Source organism: bacterium (genome assembly GCA_016708315.1).
Lineage (GTDB): Bacteria > Zixibacteria > MSB-5A5 > CAIYYT01 > CAIYYT01 > JADJGC01.
In genome coordinates this window covers 14,869-39,992 of sequence record JADJGC010000004.1, presented here as the reverse complement: position 1 = coordinate 39,992, position 25,124 = coordinate 14,869, and the positions used below count along the sequence as shown (strand labels likewise).

The window sequence follows — 25,124 nt, the reverse complement described above, 5'->3', positions numbered from 1 at the left end:
AGGGTTGGAAGGTGCAGTTTCCGGTGTTTCTAACATCCTCAAAATGAACGCCTTAGGAAAACTCGTGAAATCCGCAATTCCGGCACGGATTTTGAGAATATCCAATTCGAGGATATTATGAAGAGAAGCTTACGAGAAATGAAAATACAATCGACCATGTGGATAGCCGTCACCGTTTTGCTCTTTTCGATAGCGGTCTTGAGCGGTAGTGCCTACGGACAGGTTCTTGACCGGGATCGCGTGAAGCAGGAGATTGAGCAGACTGACAATATCATTGAGCAAGCGCGTAAGTCAGTCGACCAATCGCGAGACCAGAAGACGACAGCATTGTTGCGTCAGGCTGAGCAATCCCAAGATCGGGCATTAGAGCTTCTCGAGAGAGGACGTCTGGCATTGGCGTTGCAGTCGACACTGCGAGCGCGGGAAGCGGCAAGGCGCTGCATCGGCTCAATGGTGCGTTCTGATGAAGATCGCTCGTTGGTTGAACAGCAGCTTGACCGTACAGACGAACTAATTGAACAGATTCGTGCGGTCGCGCAAAGCGGTGAAACTCCGATTCTTGATCTGCGATTGCAGGAGGCTCAGCGGCTTCAGGACCGGGCGCGTGATTTCTTCAGCGAAAATAATCTTCGTCAATCATTGCAGTTTACTCGCCGTGCGCAGGATATCTGTCGCAACCTTACCGAGTATGTGGGCGGAGGCGAACGGCGGAGGGAAAATCTTCGACTCAACCTCGATCGGGCACAGGACTTCGTTTCGGACAATTCAGAAACTATGAATTCCTGCAAGGATGAATCGGCAAAGAGGCTTTTCGATTCCGGTGAGGAGCAGATTGACAAGGCGGATCAAGCATACGAGTCTGGCAGTTTCGAAGAGTCGATTCGTTTGCTGGCAAGCGGAGTCACCCGAGTGCGACGCGCCGTGCAGATGTGTGGAGAATCAGGTGCGATAACCGATTCCGAGCGTGCCATCGCTACGGCTCAATCGCAACTCGAGCGATTGCGTGAGCGCGCGCAGGAAACCGGCAGTCACGATGCTGACAAACTGCTTGATGAGGCCACCGAGAAACTGGATCAGGCACGCACTTTGCACGAACGCGGCGAGGAGCAGCGTGCTCTGGTAATAGTGCGCGTCGTTATCGAACTCAACCAACAGGCTGCCAGGATTCTCGGAGCCTGGTAGATGCAGGATATTTTTGCTAAGCGGAGTCTCTTCAGCGCTGCGCCGAAGAGACTTTTTCTTTTCTTAGTTCTTGTTTTCATTTCAGTGCCGGTTTATGCCGGAAGTTGGGAATGGAAAGGAAAGGCGGGGCTAAACTACGATTTCATTTCGCAGGATTATTATCTTCGCGATATCGACACACTTGGAATCAGCGACGATTCGTTGGCGGAGTTGCGAAGCTACTCTGATCGGTTGGACGAAAGGGGTGTAAATCTCCGTCTCGAACTTCAGCGAAAAGGTCCCGCGAAGGTCGTCTTTACGAACAACACTTTCCTTTCTGACGAGAAGCTTCGCAATCAGATCAACTTCAGAATTGAATGGGGTGCTTGGAAGCTCACCTCGGATGCCGAGTTCAAGTCATATGCCGGTTCAGATGATTTCAACATCTATGACAGCCGCTTCCAAAACAGTTCGCGACTCGGATTTGCATTTTTCAAGAACGAAGACTGGGAGGCGGAAATCTCTCAAGAGTTTGAGTACACAGGATACGACAACCGCTCAGAGTCGGTTTATGGATACCGCCAGCATGAATCACGGGTGCGGATAACCCGCAACATTGCGGATTTCTCGGCATTGGAGTTTGCGCTGCGATACGACAGACGCGACAGCTATGATTCGTCGTTGCTCGACTTTAGCAAGGGCATTGCTGAAATTGGATTGGACTACATTGGTGCCTCGCGGTCGATTCAATCACGAATCTATCTGGAAAGAAAGAGCTACTCGTGGGACAGCTCAGATGACAATTACTACTTCTTCGGACCATACTTCGATGCTTCATTCTCAGTTGCAGAGCAATTAGAGCTCTCACCCCAGTTGGAAGTGCAATACTATGATTTTGATGTTCAGGGGCTCGCGACATTCTCACACTGGCGCGTGATGACGCAAATGGAGTTGGATTATCGCTACAATCTTCTGTCAACATTCAGCATTGGTATTGCGCGCGAGCGCTTTCAGGCAGCTGATTCTATTTACAACGAACAAGATTATCAGGCAACAAAACTGCTCGCCGGATATGAGAATCTCTCTTCGCGGAAATATTCATTCAGTCTGGACAGTCAACTTGGATGGCGCAACTACCTGAACAATGATTCTGAATTCTATACTGACCACTGGTTCGTGAATCTGGATTTGCTTGCGGATCTCAATCTGTCGGACCGGATACGTTTTTCCGTAGTCGGTGGTTCGAGTTTTGAATACCACGACGATAAAGAAGATGATGTATTTCTGTACTTGCTGAGTGGTAATCTGACTTATCAGTTCAAATAGGGTTTTCGCTTCTTCCGCATATCTACAGATATCCCCTAAATGAAAACGGCAGGGTCTTCACCCTGCCGTTAACTCACTAAGCGATTCTGAATAATGAGATCGTGTTATTCAACCCCATGGCACTTTTTGTACTTCTTGCCTGAACCACAGGGACAAGGGTCATTGCGGCCAACCTTAGGCATGTCGCGTACAATCGGTTTTACTTTGGATGGCATCGCCTCCTCCGGTTGCTCGGCTTGCGGGGCGACTGACTGCATTCCGGAGATGCTTTCGTGGACCGAAGTCAAACGCGCTTGTTGTTGCTGACGACGTTGCTGAACCTGCGAGCGATCGACCGGCTGAAGCTTGAACACCAAGCTGACAGCATTGCGGTCAATGCGACCAAGCAAGGCTTCAAACATACTGAAAGCTTCTTTCTTGTACTCGATCAACGGATCGCGCTGGCCGTAAGCCCGCAACCCAATTCCCGACTTGAGCTGATCCATCTCGTAGAGATGTTCCTTCCACTCAGTGTCGATTGTCGTTAAGAGCGCAAATCGCTCGAGTTGACGCATCACATCAGGGCCGTGGAATGCTTCTTTGTTGTGATAATGCTGAATCGCCATCTCGCCGAGCTTTTCCGCCAGTCCTTGGCGGGTCAATTCCAACAGCTCCTTTGAACGCGGATCGAATGTAAGCAGAAACGAGTTTTGGCAAGCCAGGAGCATATTGCTCAAGTCAATCGTATCCTCATCCTCGCCCTTGGTCGAGTTCTCGATGACGATTGCATCAGCGGTCTGCACGATCATCTCTTCGATTTCTTCGCGGTGATCGAGTTTGTCAATAATCGAATTGCGCCGATCGTAGACTGCGGTGCGCTGACTGTTCATCACATCGTCGTATTGCAGCGTGTGTTTGCGGATGGAGAAGTTCTGTGTCTCGATTCGCTTTTGCGCGCGTTCAATGGCCTTGGTGACCATGCCATGAGCGATAACTTCGCCTTCCTGAACTCCGAGCTTATCCATGATCGTTGCTATACGATCGCTGCCGAAGAGACGCATCAAGTCATCCTCAAGTGAGAGGAAGAATCGTGAAGCACCGAAGTCTCCCTGTCGACCGGCACGACCGCGCAACTGGCGATCGATACGGCGGGATTCGTGACGTTCAGTGCCGATGATGTGCAAACCAAACGGCTCTTCGTCGTCGGCAAGCTTCAGTCCTTCGACGGCATTGATATGCTTTATCATATCTTTGACTTCATCGGTGATGACTTCGCGTTTGACGGCGTGCTTTTCCAATTTGATGTCGGTACCACGACCGGCCATGTTGGTAGCAATAGTCACACCACCGGCACGACCGGCATCTCGGACGATTTCGGCTTCCTGCTGATGGTATTTGGCATTGAGCACATTGTGCGGAATCTTCTCGCGTTTGAGCATGCGCGAAAGCTGTTCCGATACTTCGACAGAGATAGTACCAACCAACACCGGCATGCCTTTTTCGTGCAGACGGCGAATCTCCTCAATGATGGCGGCGTACTTTTCGCGGCGTGTGCGATAAATCTGGTCTTCGAAGTCTAAGCGGCGAATCGGCTTGTTGGTCGGAATTACCATCACATCGAGTTTGTAGATTTCCCAAAATTCGCCGGCTTCAGTTTCTGCGGTACCTGTCATACCTGCGAGCTTGACATACATGCGGAAGTAATTCTGCAGGGTAATCGTCGCGACGGTCTGAGTTTCGCCTTCGACGCGAACTCGCTCTTTGGCTTCGATTGCCTGGTGGAGACCATCGGAGTAGCGTCTGCCCGGCATCAAGCGTCCGGTAAACTCGTCGACGATCAGGACCTTGTCCTCTTGCACGACGTATTCGACGTCTTTCTCGTACAGGGCGTAGGCTTTGAGCAATTGGTTGATGGCGTGGTTCTTGTCGGCACGTTCCGCGTGCAGTTTATACAGCCGTTCTTTCTCCGCGAGTTTCTGCTCGAGGTTGAGCTTCTCGTTGGAGTCGATCTCGTGGAGGCCTTCGGTGATGTCGGGGAGTACGAACAACTGTCGGTCTTCCGGAGAGAGCAGATCGCGACCCTTGTCAGTCAGATTTATCGTATGCTCTTTTTCATCGATGACGAAGTAAAGCTCCTCGTCGATGGTGTGCATCTTCTTCTCGCGAAGTATGTCGAGTTCGGCACGCTGGGATAGTTTCTGAGCGCCTTGCTCTTTGTAGAGTTTGATCAGGCGTTTATTCTTAGGAGCGCCGCGCTGCGCGATTAGCATTGCTGTACCGGCTTCGTCGGCCTTGCCTTCTTCGAACATCTTCTCAGCATCGAGCATCACTTTGTTGACGTATTCGGTTTGGCGCTTGACAAGGCGTTCGACCAACGGTTGCATTTCCATGAATCTCGGCGTCAGCGAGCTGCTCTCCACCGGGCCGGAGATAATCAATGGAGTACGCGCTTCGTCGATAAGGGCACTATCAACTTCGTCGACGATTGAGTAGAAGTGACCGCGCTGTACACGATACTCAGCGGCAACAGCCATGTTATCGCGGAGGTAGTCAAAGCCGAACTCGCTGTTTGTTCCGTAGGTGATATCGCAGTTATACTGGGCGCGCCGTTCGTTGAAGTCCATATCGCGCTGTACGCATCCTACGGTCAGACCAAGGAAGCGGTAGACTTCGCCCATCCATTCCGAGTCGCGTTTGGCAAGATAGTCGTTGACCGTGACGAGGTGAACGCCTTCGCCGACAAGCGCGTTGAGGTACATCGGCATCGTCGCAACCAACGTCTTGCCTTCGCCCGTAGCCATTTCGGCGATCTTACCTTGATGAAGCGCCAGCCCGCCTATCAGCTGGACATCAAACGGCACCATTTCCCATGACAGGTCCATTCCGCAAACGTCCCAGGATTTGCCGCACAGACGACGGCACGCTTCCTTGACCATGGCGAATGCTTCCGGAGCAATCTCGTTGAGATACTCGTCGATCTCTTCGCGGAAGTTTTTCTTGAGAAGGTCCTTGTCCCAGTTGCCGGCTTCTGCCTCTTTGCGAACTTCGGCCTTGAGCTCTTCCAGTTCTTTCTTGAAGTAAGCAGTCCGCTCCTGGAATTTCTCGTCGGGCCAATCTGCTAATGTCGGAAAGATTTCATTAATGCGGGCAACAATCGGTCGAATCGACTTGATGTCGCGATCAAACTTCGTCCCGAATATCTTTTTAACTATCGAACTAAACACTCTATGCTCTTTGTTTTCCTTGGTGATTATACTACGGAGCCGCCGGCTCTGTTTCACCGGCGGCTGGAAGTGTCAATGTTATATACGCTGGCAGGGACCGAAGTTGACTATTTTGTTGTGTCTGGCGGCGCCGCCTGTTTGGCAAGAGAGTCAACTTGTTCGGGAGTCTTAGGCGCTCCACCAATCATCTGCAGCATCGGCCTCGTCTGTCCGAGCATCTTAAGTCTGTCGGAATTCTTCGCTTCGCTCAAGAGTGCCGTAGCCTCGGATGCGAACTTTCCTGTTGGCGCGGCCTTGAGATAAGCTTCGAGATTGGTGATGATCTTGACGTCCCATTCTTCGTTCAAAATCTTACCCATCAGATCGATGCGCGCCTGGCCTTTTTCGAGAGTGAACGCTCTGTTTAGCTCGTCCCACATCTGCTTGGCATCAGTGTAAAGTTTCTGAGTTTCGGGTGCCTCTGACGCACAAGATACCAGCGCACCGACCATCAGCACAGCAAGACAAATCATAATGGCTCTGAACAGCATATTCACGGCTCCTCCGCAGGTTTACAGCTTAATCAAAAACGGCGCTAAAGTTACGACATTGTCAACAATTGTCAAATCCTTTATCTCGACCAAAATTGTGCTGAGTCGGGGAAACCATCTTGTCGCAGTTGATGTTACATGTTAAGTTGCGTGCATAAACCAAACTTTCCGGAGGTAGTTTTGTCTTCAAAATTCGCCCGTATGTGGCTGATGTTTGCCGTTGTTGTTTTCGCGATCTGTCAGTTGGTCTACTCTGCATCAATTTTGGCAGACAATGAGAAAATTGAAGATTCTGTTGCCGAAAATGCAATCTCAGGGCAGGCAGAAGTGAATGTTGATTCGCTGTATGCGATCGTACAGCAGGAATTCGTGAAACTCGAACCTATCTGGCAGAAAGCCTGCAACGACTGCCATACGGACCGGACAGATTATCCGTGGTACTACAAGCTGCCATTCGTAAAGGGAATGATTGACCATGACATAGAAGAAGCTCGCGCCGAGCTCGATATGTCCAAAGGGTTTCCATTCGTAAGCAACCGAGCTCCGGTTGATGATCTAAAAAAGCTCGCGCGCGAGGTCGAAGAGGGTGCCATGCCTCCGGGCAAGTATAAGTTCATGCATTGGAGCGCTTCATTGTCGCAAGAAGAAAAGGATTCAATTGCGAGCTTTGTCAATAATTCCCTGACGATGCTGGCGAGCCACGGTATTGTGCCGAGGGAACGTAAGCCACGCCCAGAAGGCGAATAGATGATTTCAGTGCAGTAGCCGATTTTGCTCAGCGAGCTCTGTAAGAGACGATAAAGTAACCTACCACCGAAGTGGTTATGAGTCCAAGAAACAGGTACAGGTTTGATGGTTGCATTTGATTGGATTGTCCGAGAGCAACCTTGACGGTTTCGCTGACTATTGCGGCGAAGAGCCAGACGATCTCTGTTTTTAGCAAAGTAATGAAGGTGCGGGCGAGTCGATACTGACGCGGGGCGTTCTCTTTGGTGATCTCCCATGGGAAATTGTACATGTTGGGAATCCGGCTGACGAAGGTCAATACGACATGAACCACAATGATTCCAGCGCCAAGGATCAGTATTGTCTCTTTGCTACCCCAGGAATCGACCTCACCCTTGAAATTGAAATGCGTGGGAATCGAAGCCGGCAATGCGGAATAGTTGACAAGCAACTCGTACAGTCCCAAGAAGACTCCGATTGCTGCCAGAATTTCCAGGGCGTAGTCTATTCTGGTTCGGGGGACTTCAATCTTGGGACGGTCGATTTTGGATGCGCCGCTGTTATTTTTTAGGAATCCCAAATTCCCTCCTATATGCCTAATACCTTGATCGCTAGGCCACTGAGCGCGATTGTCGAACCGGCAATGGCGTGCGAAAAGCGGTCAAGTTTTCCCATGGGCAGCAGCTTGAATCCATAGGATGTCACGAGGACTATTGTCATCATGGTTGCGATTGTAGTCAGACCAAAAGTCAATGTTACGGCAGCGACGCCGCCGAAGTTGTGCTGTGACGCCGGATACATCAGGATTGGAATGAGGGGCTCGCACGGTCCAAGGACGAATACGGTGAATAGCACCCAAGGAGTGATGTTGGCTTTGTTCCCTTCCGGGTGCTCGTGAATTTCGCCGGCTGAATGAGAGTGAACATGCGTTATGCCCGCTAGCTTGCCAGCCAAGTGAGTGTGGGTATGTGGATGGTTGCGCATAGCGCGACGGAATCCCCAGACAGCGTAGACCAAGCCAAAGGCTATCAACGCCCAGGCAGCGAGGTCGCCACGAATTGACTCAATTGCCTCGAGTTCGCCAACTGCCATGCCAAGAGCTATGCCCAGGAATCCAAGCACAACACTGCTTGCAACATGGCCAATTCCGCAGGCCAAGGTGATCCACATGGTCTTGGTGACCGACCAGCCTCTGGCTTTGGACATCATGATGAAGGGGAGGTAGTGGTCAGGACCAATGAGGGTGTGAATAAATCCGATTGAAGCGGCGGTTATGAGCAGGATGTTGATCTCAGTTGACATACAATCATACCTCGGGCGAAATCGTCAGAATATCTGCGGGAAATATAATCAGTGAAAAGTGGAATCTCTACCTTAATATCCAAATCTTAATCCGAGGTAGGCGGCAGACGTGCGGCGATTGGGCGGATAATCCTGAAGCCACGATTCTACTTGAAATACAAAGTGTACGAATTGAGTATGGCTTAATGAGAGTCCGGTAACAACCCATTGTCGCCGATTGAGATCCGTGGAAAAATCATCCTTGGCGAGATCGACAACCAATCCTCCCTCAAGGTCTATTGCTGTGCCGACCCATTCCCAGAAACGGTACCGAAGTTTTACCCCAGCTCGGGGACGATGCTCTTCGATGACACCAAATCCAACCAATCCCAAAGATGCTGATCGCGATACGTTGATCATCAGTCCGAGATTTCCCTGGGCGCCGAATCGCAAACCGAAGTCTTCACCGTAGCGGTGTGTGCCGTCGCGTCGAAGCAAGTTGGTAGTGACTTGCGAATTGACCGCACGAAACAGCAGCGCAAGTTCAGTTACAAGATATGATGAACAGAATTGCCTGGGTTTTGCTTGAAGCGAAAACCCTCGGTAGGAATTTTCGGAGGCGACCGATTCTGCTCTGGCCGCTGCCGAGTTTAGAGACGGACTCGCAAATGGCAACGGGCCGAGAATCAAAATGGCAATAAGAAGTTGGAATCGAATCCGCATTTTGTGTTCGCCTTTAGAAAGTTCCTGGAGGACCAGCCACTTTCTAAAGTACTGCGAAATCGACCGCTGTCAATATGTATCTGCGATGTCTACTTCTTTAGCGCCTCAATAGTGCGACGAACCATGTCGGTCGAACACGCGTAGGCAAAGCGAATCGACTTCTCGTCGTCGGCAAACTCTTCGCCCGGCACTGATCCGAGGGAGTAGTGCTCGATCAGGTAGTTCACAAGATCCCATTCGGTGCCTTGCCACTTGTCAGTAATTCGGGCATACAAATAGACTGCGCCTTTGGGCTTCATGTCGCAATGCATGAACTCGGTTGCATTGACGGCATCGAAGAGAATGTCGCGACGAAGTTTATACTCGGCGACCATCTTTCCGATGGCGTCTTGCGGACCTTCGAGGGCGGCAAGTCCGGCATATTGCGTCGGAGTAGAAACGCCGTTGATGGTATAGAGTATCATCTTCTTGGCATTCTCGTTGAATTCAGCATCGGTGCAGGTGAGATAGCCGAGACGCCATCCTGTCATCGCATAGCTCTTGGAGAATGTAAAACAGGAAATCATCTTGTCCTGCACCCGGCGCGGATACTCGCAAGCAAGTGCTGCAATGCAATTGTGCTCGCCCTCAAAAATGATGTCTTCATAGGCTTCATCACCGATGACGAAGAGGTCATGCTCTGCGGCGACATCGAGCAAGTCAATCAAGTCCTGCCGCGACATCACAGCACCGGTTGGATTTTGAGGAGAGTTGATAAGAACTGCTTTGGTCTTGTCGGTGATCTTCGATTTTAGCTCGTTGATATCCCAGCGATATTCGAATTCACGATGAAGACGAACTGTAACGGGAACGCCGCCGGCGATCCGTATGATCCACGCAGTCGAAGTCCAATTTGGTTGGGGGATGAGAACTTCGTCGCCCGGATTGAGAATGGTGCGGAAGGCGCAATATAGCCCGTGCATGCCGCCGTTGGTCACCAAAACCTGATCCGGGTTTGTGATATTAGTAATCTTGTTCTTGCGAGCGACTTTCTTGACGATTGAATCTCGAAGCGGTTTTATTCCCGTCGACGGCGCGTAGTGGGTGTGATTGTCGCGGATAGCCTTGGCGGCGGCCTCTTTGATGTGATCCGGAGTATCGAAATTCGGGTCGCCCGATTCGAGGCGCAGAGGATTTGGCAGTTGCAGCAATCGATCACGGACGGCAACGATACCGGAGAATACAACAGATGGCAGTTCGAAGTTCAGCCCTTTTGTCGCAGCGACTTCCAAGTCGTCTACATGTCCATGCATAGTTATTCCTCTTCCATATAAACAAATCTTATATTCACGATTATGATGTGGAGTATTTGAATCCGCGATGATGATTCTTCCGAACTTCAAGATAGCGTGTGAGCATCACTTTCAGCAAGTCTTTTCCCGTTGCCGAAGGAGAAAAGAGGCGCGAAATTGCAGCGACGATGAACTTGAGTTGATCTTTTTCTACCGATAGACTGCGAGGAAAGACAATGGGAAGACTGTGGACCGTGGTATTGCTGACTGCTTCCAATTTCTTCATGACTTATGCTTGGTACGGGCATTTGAAAGACTTCAAGAACAAGCCCTTGTTGATGGTAATACTTATCAGCTGGGGGATAGCGTTTTTTGAGTATTGTCTGCAGGTGCCGGCCAATCGGATCGGATATCAGCACTATTCGCTTGGACAACTCAAAGTGATGCAAGAAGTAATCACCATGTGCGTGTTTGCTCTCTTCTCAGTGCTGTACATGAAACAGGAACTGAAGTTGGACTTCTTGTGGGCAGGGTTATGTCTGGTCGGGGCCGCATATTTTATGTTTCGCGGGACAAGTGCTCTTCAATAATCATGGACCTATAGCCGATAAGAAATTGACAAAATCATCCATACAGTGTTAATTGCTTACGACTATTACTTCCAACCGCAGATATTGGGCCGCTCCAGAAACCAAAACGGGAGGTCTTATGCAAGGATTCTTGTCCGCCTGGCTATCGCCGAATACTCTTCCGAGTTTGTTCCTGGACCGATGGAAGGTGGCACATTTTCGCCGGACAATTTTGACTTTCGCGTCTACAAGATACAAGATGGCGATACGCCTGCATCCAATCCTGATTATGCCAATTGGCCGGTTGATCAGGGAGCACCGGTCGACGAGAACGGCGATCCGTTAGTGACCGGAGATCAGATGACTTGGTCTGTCTTTAACGATGCCAATCCGGACGGTCACATAAATGATGCCGCCGACACGCAGCCACTTGGACTTGAGATACAGCAGACGACATTCGGATATGCGCGCGGCGGCGCTCTCGGTAATACCTATATCATTAAGTACAAGATTATTAACAAAGGCGGGAATAACCTCGAGGACACATACGTGTCGATTTGGGTGGATCCTGATCTGGGTAGTGCTAGCGACGACTTGGTTGGATGCGACACCCTTCTGTCACTAGGATATTGCTACAATGAAGGCCTGACGAACCGGTATGGTGCAGCGCCACCGGCCGTAGGATTCGATTTCTTTCCAGGGCCGATCGTTCCCGCCGAACCGAAAAGATTCTGCTCTGGTGAATGGAAATTGGCGACACGGATTCAGAAATCTGCCGATGAGTTCATTCAATAAGTACATCAACGGTACGGACCCTGCTAGTCCGGTTGAAACATACGGTTACATGCGTGGTCTGGTAAAGGATCCGATTTCGGGCCAGATGGTGCCAATGGTGAATCCGTCAACAGGCATGACGACGAAGTTCGCCGTCTCCGGAGATCCGGTCAATCAGATCGGTTGGGTTGATGCTGCCGCTGCCGACAGACGGTTGATGCTTTCTGCGGGACCATTTAATATGGCACCGGGTGATACGCAGGAAGTCGTCGTTGCAGTAGTAGTAGCGCAAGGGAGCAACCCGATAAATTCAATCTCGGCCTTGAAGGCGGCATCCGTAACTGCTCAAACCACTTACGATTTGGGCTTTGACATTCCAAGCGCTGATCAGATTGCATCAGTATACTCTCGCGGGCTCGACAGCCAGATTGAGTTATTCTGGAGCGGAGAACTTGTGGGAGATGTTCAATACAGTAGCCTCCTAAATGAAGAGTATCATTTCGAAGGGTTCAATGTTTACCAGGGACAAACTGAAGTCGGTCCGTGGGAGAAGATTGCTACATACGATGTGGTCAATGAGGTCGCACTCATTTATGCCGATGTCGTCGATCCGATCGCTGGCGGGACACAAAGGATAATCATACAGAATGGCACGAACTCCGGCCTACAATTTCAACGGTTAGTCGGCTACGATACTTTTACCGATCAGCCGCTTGTAAATGGTCATACTTACCATTTTGGCGTTTCCGGATATCACTACGATGTAAACCACATGGTCGAATTCACCGACCTAGGCGGAAACTTCCTCGGATATTTGACTCCAGTTCTTGAGTCACCGATTGTCAAAATTGAAGAAGTGCCCATAGCAAGCCCTGGCTCGGTTACCGATACGGCGGTACACATTTCCGGACAGAGTGAAGGTCGGGTCATTATTGAGACAATCGATCAAGCAGCTGTCACGGGACACGATTATCGCATCACATTTGCCGACAATGGAACCTGGGACTTGATCGACCTGACGACGGGTTTGACCATTTTGAACAACCAGACAAACCAATCGGGCGACTACAACTATCCAGTGGTTGATGGATTTATGCCGCGCGTTTTCGGACCTGAGCCCGGCATTTCGGGCTGGTCGTGGATCGGGGATCGTTGGATGACGGGAGTCGATGCTAGTCTGCCGCAGTTCTTTGGCGGGCTTGGAAACGGTATTGATTTCTTTGGTTCTAACGTTGGCCGCAATGACTACAAGGACGTCGAGATTCGCTTGAGCTTGACGGCGACACAGAAGGGCATTTTTACTGCGAGGACCGGCCAGCTACTGCTATTATGGCTTCTTTGATGTTCCGTTTACTGCTTGGGATGTTAGCAAATCCAGAACGTCAACTGAACGCCTGATTGTGACAACAGAAAGCCGGCCTTCGATGTCCACCTGGCTGCCCTGCGATGAGGTTGGTAACGTGAGTACCTGTTCGTAACCAACAGCACGTATACCGGAACACCGAATGCGAACTACACGAACAAGAATTTGTTGAACGACGCTATGTCGATGGACGTCCTCTATTCACTTTGGCCGCGCGTGCGTCCCGGACACAATCCCGCAACCGAGTTGGCCGACGGCCAAATGCTGGTAATCGACGCTGCGGCACTTAACGGTTTTTTTGATATTTTCGAATTCTCAACAGGATTTGAGTGCGGTGACGTGAATCAATCAGGGGATGTCAATATTGTCGACGCTGTCGGGCTCATCAACTTCATCTTTGGTGTCAGCTTCGACCCTATCAATGCGGAAGATGCCGATGTCAACTGCGACGGTTTGATTCGCATCACTGACTGCGTTTATTTGGTTAACTACATCTTCCTCGGCGGCAACGCGCCATGTGCCGCGTGTGAGTAGAGATTAGAAAATCAAATTGGAGCAGAAATGAAAATGGCAGGTAGTTGATACCTGCCATTTTTCTTTGCTGGAAAGAATACAGACTACGGTTGCGCCGGCGCTGACGGCGGAGGAATCGGACCCGGGACCAGGTTCGGTACAGCAGGAAGCGAATTCAAGTAGGCGAAGATAGCTTTGAGATCATCATCCGTTGCTTTGCCAAGAGACTGCCACGGCATTGGCGGGAGAATTTCTCTGCCCATCCCCAAGTGCTGACCGGTGCGCATCGTGTTGATGAAAGCCTCTTCATCCCAGTCGCCCAAACCGGTCTGCGGATCGGGAGTCAGATTCGAGGCGAAACTGATTCCCCACGGTCCTGCCCAAGCAGTCATGTGACCATTGCACATCGCCATCCATCCCATTGGATTGGGTAGTCCCTCCGGGATATCCGGAATCGGGGCATTGGCCGGGTGACCAGAGAGCAGGATCGACTGATCAAACTCAGGGCCTTTCTCAGTAAACTTCTTGGGCGAATGGCAGTCGTTGCATCCGCCAAGGTTCACCAGATATTCACCGCGCTTGACCATTTGCTCCGGGGTCATGGCGACATCTTTCTCAGCTTGTGCGCACATGACCAGCAGCGAGCAGGCACCGACAAGCGAAACGAACAGAACGATTTTAGTAGTAGCTGGCTTCATGCATTATCCTTTTCAAGATTTGCTGCTATATCTAAAGATGTCGGGTGATTTGTCAAGCATAATATGGATACATATTATCCGAGCACGCGGTCCGAAATACGTGGCCCACAGCCGCGACGGTTCCCAGTTACCGGTCCGAATACCGAGGCTCAGACCTTGGACCGTCGCAAACGGCCTGGCTGGATGAAATTGTAAACTTTCACAGTAACATATTGACAAATAACATATATTTATTATACTGTATACACTTATGAAAGTGGTGCGTTTGCTAGATAGGTCCAATCTCAGTGATTCTGCTGTAACTCTTGTCAGGCAAATGATCGTCGACGGGGTTTTTCCGCCCGGTCAGCGGATCAACGAAGTACATTTAGCCGAGAAACTTGGCATTAGTCGAACTCCGCTTCGAGAGGCACTCACTCGCCTTGTTGCTGAAGGCGCAATCATAAGTCGCCCGCGAATCGGTTTTGTTGCGTGCCCACTCACGCTCGAAGAATTCGAGCAGATCTACCCCATCCGTGCAATACTCGATCCTCACGCTTTGAGGCTTGCCGGCTTGCCAACATGCAAACAGCTCTCGCGGTTAGAGGCCATGAATAAGAAGATCGAGAAAGCCACCGAGCCTGCGACTGCATCTTCGCTCGATGATTCTTGGCATCTCGAATTGTTGTCTCAATGTCCCAATCGCGTCCTGATTGAGCTGATTGAACAATTCATGCGACGAACCCGGCGCTATGAAATTGCACTAATGCGAGAAAACCGCAACGTCAACCGAACTCTGCAGGGTCACCAGACCATTATCGAAGCCCTCAATCGCGGCGACTTGGATGCTGCCTGCACCGCACTTCAGGAGAATATGGAGAGCGGTAAGGATCCCATCGTCGAATGGTTGAAAAACCGACAAACGCGAAAGTAACGACTATACTTATGAAAACTAAGACACTGCTACTCGCAATACTTTTGTTCGTACACGCTCTGACGGCTGAACCCCTGCGCTCAGATTCATTGGCTACAGCACGAGACCCTGTCGGTCTGTGGTGCGCCAAGCGTCATTTCGGTCCTGAGCTAAAAGGCGACTTGGCGATTCAACATCGCGGAGACTATTGGATCGCGGAGATTGGTGGCGTAACGGAATTCGTAACCGTCAGTGACAATCAAATCTCGTTCGAGATTTCGGGAGAACAAGGGGGCTTTCGCGGTCGCTTCACTGGCGACCAAATCATTGGCCATTGGATTCAACCGCACACAGTCGTCAATGGCTGTCGATATGCGACGCCGGTGATCTTGAGCCAGCAAGGTCCGAACCGTTGGCTCGGCGAAGTAAGTCCCCTCGATGATCACATGACTTTCTACTTGCCCGTCAAACGCAATGAGGATGGCTCGTTTGCTACGTTCCTGCGCAATCCGGAACGCAACTCCGGCAGATTCATGAGAGTTGATCGGATCTCGCTTGATACAAATAAGGTATCCCTTTTTGGCCGTCGCTCATCAGATCAGCCGGAAGAGTTGTTGATGGTGGGATCGTTCAATACTGAGCATGAGATGTTTTCTCTATCGCTGCCTTGGCGGGGTGGAACCTATGATTTCCACCGCGCGTCGGAGTTTGAAGAGCTTGGGTTCTATCCGCGCAGCAAATCGCCCGCGCCATACACATATCATGCGCCTCCGCTTCTGGACGACGGTTGGCCAGTCGCGAATCTTGCCGATGTCGGCATTTCAAGAGACACAATTGCTAAATTCGTCGAGATGCTAATCAAAATGCCGATTGAATCGGTTCAGACTTCGGACATTCACGCATTACTGATCGCCCGCCACGGCAAACTCGTGCTGGAGGAATACTTCCATCGCTATTCACGCGATCAGCTTCACGATACAAGGTCCGCTTCAAAGAGCATGACTTCAGCGCTTTTCGGCGCCGCAATGCTTGACAATCAAACGATTTCAATTTCGACCGGCGTCTTTGAGGTTATGGACGGCGCGTCCGCCTTGATTCATCTCGATCCGCGCAAGCAAGCACTCAAAGTTGAACATCTTCTGACCATGTCCTCCGGTCTCGATTGTGACGATTCCAATTCCGATTCCCGCGGCAACGAGGACACAATGCAAGAGCAAGCTGTTCAGCCCGACTGGTATCGCTATACTCTCGACCTCGACATGGTGCGCAATCCGGGGGAGAAGGCTGTTTATGGCAGTGCGAATCCGAATCTGCTTGGAGGCGTGCTCGCGAAGACGACCGGCAGATGGCTTCCAGACCTGTTTCGCGAACTGATCGCCGAGCCCCTGCAAATTCGCAACTACGCCCTGAATTTGACTCCAACCGGCGATGCTTACATGGGTGGTGGTGGACACTTCACACTTCGCGATTTCATGAAGCTCGGCCAGATGATACTCGATGACGGCAAGTGGCAAGGTCGTCAGATTGTCAGTGCAGAATATGCGCGCAGGTCGACGTCGGCACTCGTGGAGATTGAAGGGCACGGTTATGGATATTTGTGGTGGGTTGTTGAATATCCCTTTCGCGGTCGCACGATTAGAGCATTCTTTGCCGGCGGCAACGGCGGTCAACTTGTGCTGGGAATTCCAGAACTTGATTTACTGATCGGTTTCTATGGCGGAAACTATTCCGACCGTGCGGGCCTGATCCCCCAACAAGAGTACATCCCGAAGTATATACTTCCGTCAATTGAATCTCCGGTTGAGTAACCAGAGATTCTATTGCAGGTCGCTCTTTGTTATTCTGCTGTCGCCGGAGGCGCAGCCTGCGGCGGGATCGGTCCCGGCACCAGATTGGGCACGGCAGGCAATGACATGAAGTAAGCAAACATCGACTTGAGATCCTCATCAGTCATCTGACCGATCATCTGCCACGGCATCGGCGGAAGAATCTCGCGACCGGTGCCCATGTGTTTGCCGTTGCGCATCGCATTGACAAAGTCGTCTTCGGTCCACTTGCCGATGCCCGTATTCGGATCGGGTGTCAGGTTGGCCGCAAAAGAAACTCCCCAGGGACCTGCCCACGCAGTGAAGTCGGCATTACCCATTACGACCCAGCCATTAGGATCGGGCAATCCAGCCGGAATCGCTGCGACCGGCAGATTCGCTCTGTGGCCAGACAGCAAGATTGACTGATCCGGTTCTGGTCCCTTCGGGCCATACTTCTTGGGTGAATGGCAGTCATTACACGAGCCGGAATTTACCAAGTATGACCCGCGTTTGATCATTTCTTCCTTGGTGAGCGGCTTGTCGGCGCTGTTTTGGGCGCAGTTCGCAACAATCAAAGCTGCAGTAAGAAGAGAAAGTGAAAGGACGGTTTTGACTTTTGTCAGTCGCATAAGGTACTCCTTGTGAATGTTACGGTCGTAAATTTAGGAGCACTTATAGTTGTGTCAATAAAAATATGGAGCCATGATTGCTATATTAAGAGGGTCTCTCAAGCGGACCGAGAAGACGACTTTGCGGGCAGGACGGTAGATTCTACTCCCCGTCCCGGTCAATTTGCAGTACCGCCAGGAATGCTTCCTGCGGTAATTCCACGCTGCCGATCTGCTTCATCTTCTTCTTGCCCTCTTTTTGACGCTCGATCAGTTTGCGTTTCCGGGTAATGTCGCCGCCGTAGCATTTTGCAGTAACGTTCTTGCGCATGGCGCGGACTGTCTCGCGCGCGACGACTTTGGAGCCGATTGCCGCCTGGATGATGACCTCGAACATCTGTCGCGGAATCAACTCCTGCAGTTTTGCACAAAGTTTGCGGCCCCAGACTTGGGCGCGGTCCTGATGAATCAAACAGGACAGCGCATCGACCGGCTCGGAATTGAGCAGGATATCGAGCTTTTGCAATTTGCTGGTGCGCATTTCGAGGAAATCGTAGTCGAGCGAAGCATATCCGCGCGAAATCGATTTGAGTTTGTCGTGGAAATCGAAGATGATCTCCGACAACGGCAAGTTGAATTCCAAAGTTGCACGCGCCGGGTCGGGATAATGTGTCGCCTTGAATTCGCCGCGTCGTTCGGCGATGATCTTCATGATACCGCCGATGTATTCCACCGGCGTGATGATTTGAGCCGCGACAAACGGCTCTTCGATATGGTCGATCAACATCGGTGAAGGCATCTTGGCCGGGTTATCGACCTTGACGATTTCACTATTCTTAGTATAAACGTGGTACTCGACGTTGGGCACCGTGTTGACAATCGTGACACCGTATTCGCGTTCGAGGCGTTCGTGCACGATCTCGAGATGCAACAGCCCAAGGAACCCGCAGCGGAAACCGAATCCCAATGCCAGCGACGATTCCGGCTCGAAGGTTAAGGACGCATCGTTAAGCTGTAGTTTCTCCAGCGCTTCGCGGAGCTGTTCGTAGCGTTCGGTGGTCGCGGGATAAATACCGGAAAAGACCATCGACTTGATTTCTTTGAAGCCCGGCAGCGGCGTTGGTGCACCATCTTTGGCATAGGTGATTGTGTCGCCGACCTTGGCATCAGCAAGGTGGCGGATATTGCAGACGATGTAGCCGACCTCCCCTGCGGTGAGTTTCTTGGCCGGCTTGCGGTCGATGATCAAGTGGCCAACCTCGTCGACTTCGTATTCGATTCCGGTGGAGAAAAACTTGATGACATCGCCCTTCTTGACTTCGCCATCGACGACACGCAGATACGGGACTGCACCGCGATAACTGTCGAATTTGGAATCGAACACCATCGCCTTCAGAGTTCCGTTGGGATCTGTGGTCGGAGCCGGAATGCGCTGAACGATGGCTTCGAGAATCTCGTGAATCCCGATTCCCATCTTCGCGGAGGTATGGAGGATATCTTCCTTCTTGCCGCCAATGAGGTTAAGAATCGACTCGGCGACTCGCTCCGGTTCGGCGTGGGGGAGATCGATCTTATTGAGTACCGGAATGATCTCCAGATTCTGGTCGAGCGCTTTGTAGAGATTTGACAGCGTTTGCGCTTCGATTCCCTGTGAAGCGTCAACAACCAAGAGCGCACCCTCGCAAGCGGCAATCGAGCGCGAGACTTCATAGGAGAAGTCGACGTGTCCGGGTGTATCGATCAGATTAAGGATGTACTTGTGCCCGTCATTGGCGTGATAGTGCATTCGGATCGCATGTGCTTTGATCGTGATTCCGCGCTCTTGCTCGAGGTCCATATTGTCGAGCATTTGCTTGTGAGTGACGTTGATTGTGCGCGTCATTTCGAGCAAGCGGTCCGCTATAGTTGACTTGCCGTGGTCGATATGTGCGATAATCGAGAAGTTGCGTATGTTCTTTACTAATTCCATCGGCCTATTTACGGTGCAAAGAGGGGTAATGTCAAGAGTTCGTGCTGTCTGATTGCGGTTTTTCGGGAAGAATTTCGTTCGGTTCGGCTGCACGATTGGAGGCATCTTCGGTAAGTTTGACCTTGTCCTCAGAATATGCTACCAGCAAAAAAGCCAATAACTGCGAGTTAGTGACGATGTTGATACCATAAGAAATCATCAGAAACAGGATTCCCAACACGCCAATAGCGATTACCAATGCGGCAACTTGCTCGGTTCCGGAAACTGAAGAGAGCCAGTCGAAGTGCTTGAGGTTGTATGCGATAGGCATTTTGGGGTCATAGCTGATGCACGAACCGGGATACAGAGTCGTGAAGAAGCGAATCACGTTCTGGATTGGGTCGAGGGCGCTATAGGCGCTGACGATGATGCTGTTTATCTTTTCGCCGCCAAACCATGCGGCAAGGAAATTGGTTAACTGCAGAGCACGAGCAAAGAAATAGCCTATGACGAAGATGCCAATCTTGGCAAGAACCAGACCGGAAATGGTCATTCCCAACCAGCGCAAGGGCTGCGTCCAGATGACATTGTAAATATAGAATGTCGCTCCGAAGGTTTCTTTCTCGCGGGCGACAATGATTGCCGGGAGTGTCAGGCAAGACGTCGCCAATCCAAAAGCAAGGAAGACGAGGAAGAGCGACCACAGAAAGAATGGAACGATGTAGAGCACTGCATAGAGAAGTTCACCGATTCCCGGAATCAGCGATACCAAGCTGACTACACCTTGAACCAGCGTCAAAACTGCTATCAAAAGCAGTACCAACCCGCCTGAAACCCACATGGGCATCAAGTTAGAACGAGCGTCATTCGCTGCATCCCGCTTCGAGAAGAAGTGGTTTCCGCGAAGATGCTCGAAACCAAGCTTGGCTACAGTGAGGTTGCCGTAGTCATACATGACAATGAATGCGATAATTCCGACAATCCAAATTGCGCAGCTGTACCAATGTTCCAAGCCCAAAGAAAGAACGGGAAAGAGCCTGAACTGGCTCCATGACTGAGGATAGTTGTTGCCCGTCGATTAGCAGGGCAAGGTAAGCGAACACGAAGTAAGCTGCGTAGCCGAATGCCAGCGGCTGTGCCTGAGCAAGCAAGCACTTGCCGGACAAAGCCATACGTGGGGCTTTGAGAATGTCCCAGAAATCGTATCGCAGTTCAGAATTAGTAGCCATAGTGAATCATAAAGGTTAGGGATTTGGCGAATTTAAGTCAAGCGAATTAGGACAAGGTGAACTTGCGACTCTCTCGCGATGGTCAGATTAGGTGTAATGTGGCAAAAATCGGCATATATCAACTCGTAGAAATTATGATAAGCACCATATCAATTCGGGAAGTTGTGTTACATGCGGAATCTGCTCTCAATTATCGCGATTGCAGTGGCAGCAATATCTTGCTCGAATGCGGTCGACAATGGTCGCGAAGTAGGTCGGGTAACCGGCAGGGTCCTGCTTGAGGATACAGAATTTACGATTCCGAAGGTCGAAGTGAAGTTGGGTGATTACTCATTTACGACCGTAACTAATGGACAATTCAGCTTCTCTGTAGTTTCCGCGGGGGTTTATCAAATCTCAGCATACAAGTCGGGTTACCAGCTGTATACTGATTCTTTGATCGTCTCCGGATCGACCGAGTACGAAATCCGACTGTTTCGGGTTGGCAGTCCTCGGTAAAAAACCTTCCTCAATTCCTTTCAGTTCATATCGACCCTCATAATTGACCGCTTTTTGGGCTTTACTAAATTAGATTTAAGACTATATTATCAACGCTATTTCTTTAGATCTCTTACTCTGGAGTTACCTGCCATGAGAACCACGTTAAAATTTGTCACAATTCTAACTCTTTTACTGTCAACTGCAATATCGCCTCGGACCTTGTGAAAGTCACGCTCAGCAACCGGGATGACGCACAATTGCTCAGGAGTTAAGTCCCGACGCTGTACTCAAGATGAATTCCGGCTATCTGTTGATTGCAGAGCCTTCAACCACCGCACAACTTTCGGCATCTGGTTGAAAGTCGAAACTTGTGCCTCAGCAGTCAACCGCGACGAGCTTGCGCTTGACCTTCGTCTCGATAACTACAACCAGTCGAGATATCCAATTGTTTTCTCCGAAGGCGCTATTCGCGTCTATCGGGTACCGGGTGGATTTGATCCGACTCCGAGAGGTTCAACCGACATTGCTCGCCTTGCCGGATCAGCCGCTCAGGATAGTTTTTGAAGAGACGAGCTTGAAAGAATTCGTGGCGCCTGATCAGTCGACGACTATGGAGAAATTCTTGGGAACGATCCAGCAGGATTCGCTCTATTCATACACTGCTCGCCTGCAATCATATTATCGTCGTGTTGCCGGTTCGCCAAGCATTTTCCTTGCGAGGGATTGGATCAAGGCAAAATTCGAGTCGTTCGGCTATGATTCGGTTTATCTCGATGGCTGGAGTCAGTATTTCAATGGAAAGACAAACCAGTGCTACAATGTCGTGGCGACCAAGGTTGGAACAGTCTATCCGGAGATTGAGATTATTGTCGGCGCTCACTATGACGGAGTAACAACCTCGCCCGCCGCAGACGACAATGGCTCAGGAACGGCAGGAGTGCTGGAAATTGCCCGCGCTCTTTCCGACACGCCGACAGAAGTCACAATCAAGTTTATTACTTTTGACGCAGAAGAATGGGGACTCTACGGCTCGTACCACTATGCCAATGCCGCGGCTGCCAACGGTGATCAGATTCTGTTTATGTTCAATATGGACATGATCGCGAACATCTCAAACACGAATCGGGCGACAGTATATAGCGGTGCCAACACGACGTACGCCAGCATGTGGAACGGTATTGCTCAAGCAAGCTATGGCATCACTGGGTATCTTAGCGGCAACTCGAGCGGATCGGACCACTATCCATTTACGCAGAACGGGTATACAGCAGTCTTCATCATAGAATACAACTTCTCAAGCGTCTATCACTCAGCACGCGACAGCACCACATATATGAATTTCGAGTACATGACGCGGATGGTGCGCGCATCATTGGCGACAGTCGTCCAAGGCGCCAACTCAGGTGACTTTGACAACGACGGAGTTCTGAATGGTGTCGATAACTGCATCTATGTCGCAAATGCCTCGCAAGCCGACCCCGACCTCGACGCAGTCGGCAGTTCCTGCGATAACTGCCCTGATGTTTACAATCCGCTTCAGGAAGATGAGTATAATGACGGTATCGGGGACTACTGCGATGGAAGAGTGCACATTCTAAGCTATAATATGCCGCCAGCCTATCGGATGGAGAGTTACTTCTGCCAAATGGAAGCAATCGGCGGAGTTGGGTCTTATAGCTGGGCTTTCCTCGGTGGAGATCTTCCCTTTGGTCTGACATTCAACAGCCCTCAGGGTACACTCACAGGCGTTCCGACATTTAATGCCGATTACTACTTCACAATAACTGCGACGGACGCCGGTAGTCCAGCTAAATCAGACACGTTGAGCCTGCATATGGCCGTTACTGATGCGCCGCCTCCAGACTATATTTGCGGTGATGCAGACAACAGCGGGTCGGTCAATATCTCCGACGTCGTAAGAATTATCAATTACATCTTTTCCGGGGGTACAATGCCGGATCCGCTCGAATCGGCAGATGTTGATTGCAACTCGAGCGTGACGATTTCCGACGTAGTCTATCTGATCAGTCACATCTTTTCCGGCGGACCAGTGCCTTGTGCCGCGTGTCTGCCTTAGCACCAACAACAAATCGAATTTCGGATCACAAACATTAAGGGCGACCGGTAGGTCGCCCTTAATGCATTAGCGGAAACTGAACGAATCGTTTACTGTCGTTCGATAGAGTTACTCGCGATCATCATCATCGTCATCATCACGCTGGCGTCCGCGGGATGGGGCGTTTCCACCCGGTAAATTCATATCATAGTTGCGACGCTGTTTGTTGACCATGATGTGAGCCAAACGCAATGGCTCGGGAAGACGATATCCGCGCAACAGGTCGATAACCGTCTTGACTGCCGTCTCAACATCGATCTTGTGACGGGGTGAGACAAAGAGCGGTTTGACATTCTCGCGTGATCTGATGGCGCGCCCGACTTCAATATTGCCAAGATAAATGGCTGCCGTTTCGCCGACTTCATTTCCAAGAGCATCGACTTTGCCGACAAGAATCTTCTTGGCACAGCCGATCGTCGGCATCTCAAGCATCACACCCATGTGCGACGCCATACCGATACCACGCGGGTGATCGATGCCGTGACCGTCAAAGATAAAGACATCTGGCACAAATTTGAGCCTGCTCAGGGCTTTTGAGATGACGGGACCCTCTCGAAAGTAAAAAAGCCCGGGTACAAACGGGAAAGTGATCTCCGCTTGCGCGCGAACTTTTTCGAGTAGTTCCATCTCGGGAACTTTCATGACAACGACCGTGCAAAACGCGGTGTTGTCCTTTTTTGAGTAGGCGACATCAACTCCGCCTACGAGACGAAAAGAGGTCTTCTCCGGTTTAGTGCTCACCAAGGGAGCATGTTTTTCTTGAAGACGCTCGGCCTCTTTTACATCGTCTGTCCAAGAATGTAGACGATTGAACTTCATTCCAATTCCTTCTACTGTACATTTTTTACTGCTCTGCAAGGGTGCGGCAAAACTGTGCTGTTGTGGGAAACAGGAGGTCACCGTGGTACCACTTCATTCCAAATTGCCTGACCCGTTCGCAGTATACAAAAAAACTCCTGAGGTATATAATTCTTTCTAAATTACCCCACCCTCTAACACTCGACTTGCAGATCTGGTTCCCTGTATCGTATACTCGGAGAGACTCACTGTTGTTTCTCAATAAGTTCGTGGACAATATAGTACTCACTAATCTAACAGATTTCAAGGCCCTAACAGTATTCTCCAAATGACTAAGTACCCGGGATCAACTCTCCAGGACATAATAGGCTGGGACATAAAGAACTGGAGCGTCGCGCTCAGAACGTGGGACAAGGTACTTTCTCAAGTCCCGCAAGGAGCCTCGGCGCTGGAAGTCGGCGCTCGGGAAGGCGGTTTGTCCCTCTACTTTGCGCTCAAAGGTTTCCATGTAATCTGCAGCGATGTCGAAAACCCACGAGTGACGGCAGAGATTCGCCACAAGCGCCACTGCGTTTCTCATCTGATCAATTACGCTGCTGCTGACGCGACGCGATTACCGTTTGATAGTGGCCGTTTCGATGTAGTCGCATTTAAGTCGATTCTTGGTACCATTGGCCGCAACGACCAAATAAACCATCAGGCAAATGCTATCAGCGAAATGTACCGGGTTCTTAAGCCGGGCGGCATCCTGCTTTTTGCTGAAAACCTTGCCGGTACTGCACTTCATCGATTTTTCCGAAGGATGACTAAATGGGGAGGATATTGGCGCTATGTCACGATTGATGAGATGCAGCAATTTCATGGAGGGTTTTCTCACTTCAATTATGCGACCTTTGGATTCCTCGGCACGTTCGGGCGCAATGAGTTTCAAAGAAAGTCTCTCCATCACATAGACAAATTCATTGACCCCATTCTGAAAGATCACCATAAGTACATTATATTCGGCCACGCGAGAAAGTAAAGGCGGCCTGTAACGACTACCATCCAATTGAGAGAGCAAATTTGCGTAACCGGTTACGAACATTCTTGCGATATTATCGTATAGCT

At 50.6% G+C, this 25,124-nt stretch carries 25 protein-coding genes; 13 read left to right on the top strand and 12 right to left on the bottom strand.

Annotated elements, in window-relative coordinates; genetic code table 11:
• Positions 1-117: 117 nt before the first annotated feature.
• Both IPH59_05415 and IPH59_05410 read left to right on the top strand, forming a co-directional pair.
• The gene (locus tag IPH59_05415; protein MBK7091145.1) at positions 118-1,182 is read left to right on the top strand and encodes a hypothetical protein; all 1,065 of its coding nucleotides are present in this window, start codon (positions 118-120) and stop codon (positions 1,180-1,182) included.
• Positions 1,183-2,487 carry a hypothetical protein gene (locus tag IPH59_05410; protein MBK7091144.1) on the top strand — a complete coding sequence of 435 codons (1,305 nt, stop codon included), beginning with the start codon at positions 1,183-1,185 and terminating at the stop codon, positions 2,485-2,487.
• 104 nt (positions 2,488-2,591) lie between these two features.
• On the opposite strand, the gene secA is transcribed toward IPH59_05410, so the two are convergent.
• On the bottom strand, positions 2,592-5,690 hold the full coding sequence (gene secA, locus IPH59_05405) for a preprotein translocase subunit SecA (protein ID MBK7091143.1): 3,099 nt from the start codon (positions 5,688-5,690) through the stop codon (positions 2,592-2,594).
• A 107-nt stretch (positions 5,691-5,797) separates the two neighbouring features.
• On the bottom strand, positions 5,798-6,220 hold the full coding sequence (locus IPH59_05400) for a hypothetical protein (protein MBK7091142.1): 423 nt from the start codon (positions 6,218-6,220) through the stop codon (positions 5,798-5,800).
• Positions 6,221-6,400: 180 nt separating this feature from the next.
• On the opposite strand from IPH59_05400, the gene IPH59_05395 reads away from it, so the two are divergent.
• Entirely contained in the window at positions 6,401-6,967 is a 567-nt protein-coding gene (locus IPH59_05395; protein ID MBK7091141.1) for a heme-binding domain-containing protein, read from the top strand.
• Positions 6,968-6,995: 28 nt separating this feature from the next.
• Here IPH59_05395 and IPH59_05390 read toward each other — a convergent pair whose 3' ends face one another.
• From IPH59_05390 to IPH59_05375, 4 genes are all read right to left on the bottom strand, one after another.
• Positions 6,996-7,526 carry a DUF1648 domain-containing protein gene (locus IPH59_05390; protein MBK7091140.1) on the bottom strand — a complete coding sequence of 177 codons (531 nt, stop codon included), beginning with the start codon at positions 7,524-7,526 and terminating at the stop codon, positions 6,996-6,998.
• An 8-nt stretch (positions 7,527-7,534) separates the two neighbouring features.
• Positions 7,535-8,248 carry a sulfite exporter TauE/SafE family protein gene (locus IPH59_05385; protein ID MBK7091139.1) on the bottom strand — a complete coding sequence of 238 codons (714 nt, stop codon included), beginning with the start codon at positions 8,246-8,248 and terminating at the stop codon, positions 7,535-7,537.
• A gap of 72 nt (positions 8,249-8,320) precedes the next feature.
• A complete protein-coding gene (locus IPH59_05380; GenBank protein MBK7091138.1) occupies positions 8,321-8,950 on the bottom strand; it encodes a hypothetical protein in 630 nt (209 codons plus the stop codon).
• A gap of 89 nt (positions 8,951-9,039) precedes the next feature.
• Complete coding sequence (locus tag IPH59_05375) at positions 9,040-10,242, bottom strand: aminotransferase class I/II-fold pyridoxal phosphate-dependent enzyme (protein MBK7091137.1); 1,203 nt, start codon at positions 10,240-10,242, stop codon at positions 9,040-9,042.
• Between the two features lie 215 nt (positions 10,243-10,457).
• Between IPH59_05375 and IPH59_05370 the strand changes: the two genes are divergently transcribed.
• From IPH59_05370 to IPH59_05355, 4 genes are all read left to right on the top strand, one after another.
• The gene (locus IPH59_05370) at positions 10,458-10,811 is read left to right on the top strand and encodes a DMT family protein (GenBank protein MBK7091136.1); all 354 of its coding nucleotides are present in this window, start codon (positions 10,458-10,460) and stop codon (positions 10,809-10,811) included.
• Positions 10,812-10,856: 45 nt separating this feature from the next.
• Positions 10,857-11,585 carry a hypothetical protein gene (locus IPH59_05365; protein ID MBK7091135.1) on the top strand — a complete coding sequence of 243 codons (729 nt, stop codon included), beginning with the start codon at positions 10,857-10,859 and terminating at the stop codon, positions 11,583-11,585.
• Positions 11,569-12,906, top strand: coding sequence for a hypothetical protein (locus IPH59_05360; GenBank protein MBK7091134.1), 1,338 nt, complete (start codon positions 11,569-11,571; stop codon positions 12,904-12,906). The genes IPH59_05365 and IPH59_05360 overlap by 17 nt, the downstream gene beginning before the upstream one ends.
• Before the next feature lie 201 nt (positions 12,907-13,107).
• On the top strand, positions 13,108-13,461 hold the full coding sequence (locus IPH59_05355) for a dockerin type I repeat-containing protein (GenBank protein MBK7091133.1): 354 nt from the start codon (positions 13,108-13,110) through the stop codon (positions 13,459-13,461).
• An 83-nt stretch (positions 13,462-13,544) separates the two neighbouring features.
• Here IPH59_05355 and IPH59_05350 read toward each other — a convergent pair whose 3' ends face one another.
• Entirely contained in the window at positions 13,545-14,138 is a 594-nt protein-coding gene (locus IPH59_05350; protein MBK7091132.1) for a diheme cytochrome c-553, read from the bottom strand.
• Positions 14,139-14,403: 265 nt separating this feature from the next.
• On the opposite strand from IPH59_05350, the gene IPH59_05345 reads away from it, so the two are divergent.
• Both IPH59_05345 and IPH59_05340 read left to right on the top strand, forming a co-directional pair.
• The gene (locus IPH59_05345) at positions 14,404-15,051 is read left to right on the top strand and encodes a GntR family transcriptional regulator (protein ID MBK7091131.1); all 648 of its coding nucleotides are present in this window, start codon (positions 14,404-14,406) and stop codon (positions 15,049-15,051) included.
• Positions 15,052-15,062: 11 nt separating this feature from the next.
• Entirely contained in the window at positions 15,063-16,838 is a 1,776-nt protein-coding gene (locus IPH59_05340) for a serine hydrolase (GenBank protein MBK7091130.1), read from the top strand.
• Positions 16,839-16,867: 29 nt separating this feature from the next.
• Here IPH59_05340 and IPH59_05335 read toward each other — a convergent pair whose 3' ends face one another.
• From IPH59_05335 to IPH59_05320, 4 genes are all read right to left on the bottom strand, one after another.
• Positions 16,868-17,467, bottom strand: coding sequence for a diheme cytochrome c-553 (locus IPH59_05335; GenBank protein ID MBK7091129.1), 600 nt, complete (start codon positions 17,465-17,467; stop codon positions 16,868-16,870).
• A gap of 142 nt (positions 17,468-17,609) precedes the next feature.
• Positions 17,610-19,415, bottom strand: a complete 1,806-nt coding sequence (gene lepA, locus IPH59_05330) for an elongation factor 4 (GenBank protein MBK7091128.1) — start codon at positions 19,413-19,415, stop codon at positions 17,610-17,612.
• 31 nt (positions 19,416-19,446) lie between these two features.
• Positions 19,447-20,349, bottom strand: coding sequence for a hypothetical protein (locus tag IPH59_05325; protein ID MBK7091127.1), 903 nt, complete (start codon positions 20,347-20,349; stop codon positions 19,447-19,449).
• A complete protein-coding gene (locus IPH59_05320) occupies positions 20,342-20,623 on the bottom strand; it encodes a hypothetical protein (GenBank protein MBK7091126.1) in 282 nt (93 codons plus the stop codon). The genes IPH59_05325 and IPH59_05320 overlap by 8 nt, the downstream gene beginning before the upstream one ends.
• 171 nt (positions 20,624-20,794) lie before the next feature.
• Between IPH59_05320 and IPH59_05315 the strand changes: the two genes are divergently transcribed.
• The 3 genes from IPH59_05315 to IPH59_05305 all read left to right on the top strand — a co-directional run bounded on the left by IPH59_05315 (position 20,795) and on the right by IPH59_05305 (position 23,180).
• Positions 20,795-21,121 (top strand): hypothetical protein, encoded by a 327-nt coding sequence (locus IPH59_05315; GenBank protein ID MBK7091125.1) that lies wholly within the window; start codon positions 20,795-20,797, stop codon positions 21,119-21,121.
• A gap of 336 nt (positions 21,122-21,457) precedes the next feature.
• Positions 21,458-21,667: a hypothetical protein gene (locus tag IPH59_05310; GenBank protein MBK7091124.1), complete on the top strand. Its 210-nt coding sequence runs from the start codon at positions 21,458-21,460 to the stop codon at positions 21,665-21,667.
• 10 nt (positions 21,668-21,677) lie between these two features.
• Positions 21,678-23,180, top strand: coding sequence for a M28 family peptidase (locus IPH59_05305; GenBank protein MBK7091123.1), 1,503 nt, complete (start codon positions 21,678-21,680; stop codon positions 23,178-23,180).
• A gap of 108 nt (positions 23,181-23,288) precedes the next feature.
• On the opposite strand, the gene IPH59_05300 is transcribed toward IPH59_05305, so the two are convergent.
• Entirely contained in the window at positions 23,289-24,038 is a 750-nt protein-coding gene (locus IPH59_05300; GenBank protein MBK7091122.1) for an endonuclease V, read from the bottom strand.
• Positions 24,039-24,345: 307 nt separating this feature from the next.
• Here IPH59_05300 and IPH59_05295 point away from each other — a divergent pair, with 307 nt between their 5' ends.
• Entirely contained in the window at positions 24,346-25,038 is a 693-nt protein-coding gene (locus IPH59_05295) for a class I SAM-dependent methyltransferase (GenBank protein MBK7091121.1), read from the top strand.
• The last annotated feature ends 86 nt before the right edge of the window (positions 25,039-25,124 follow it).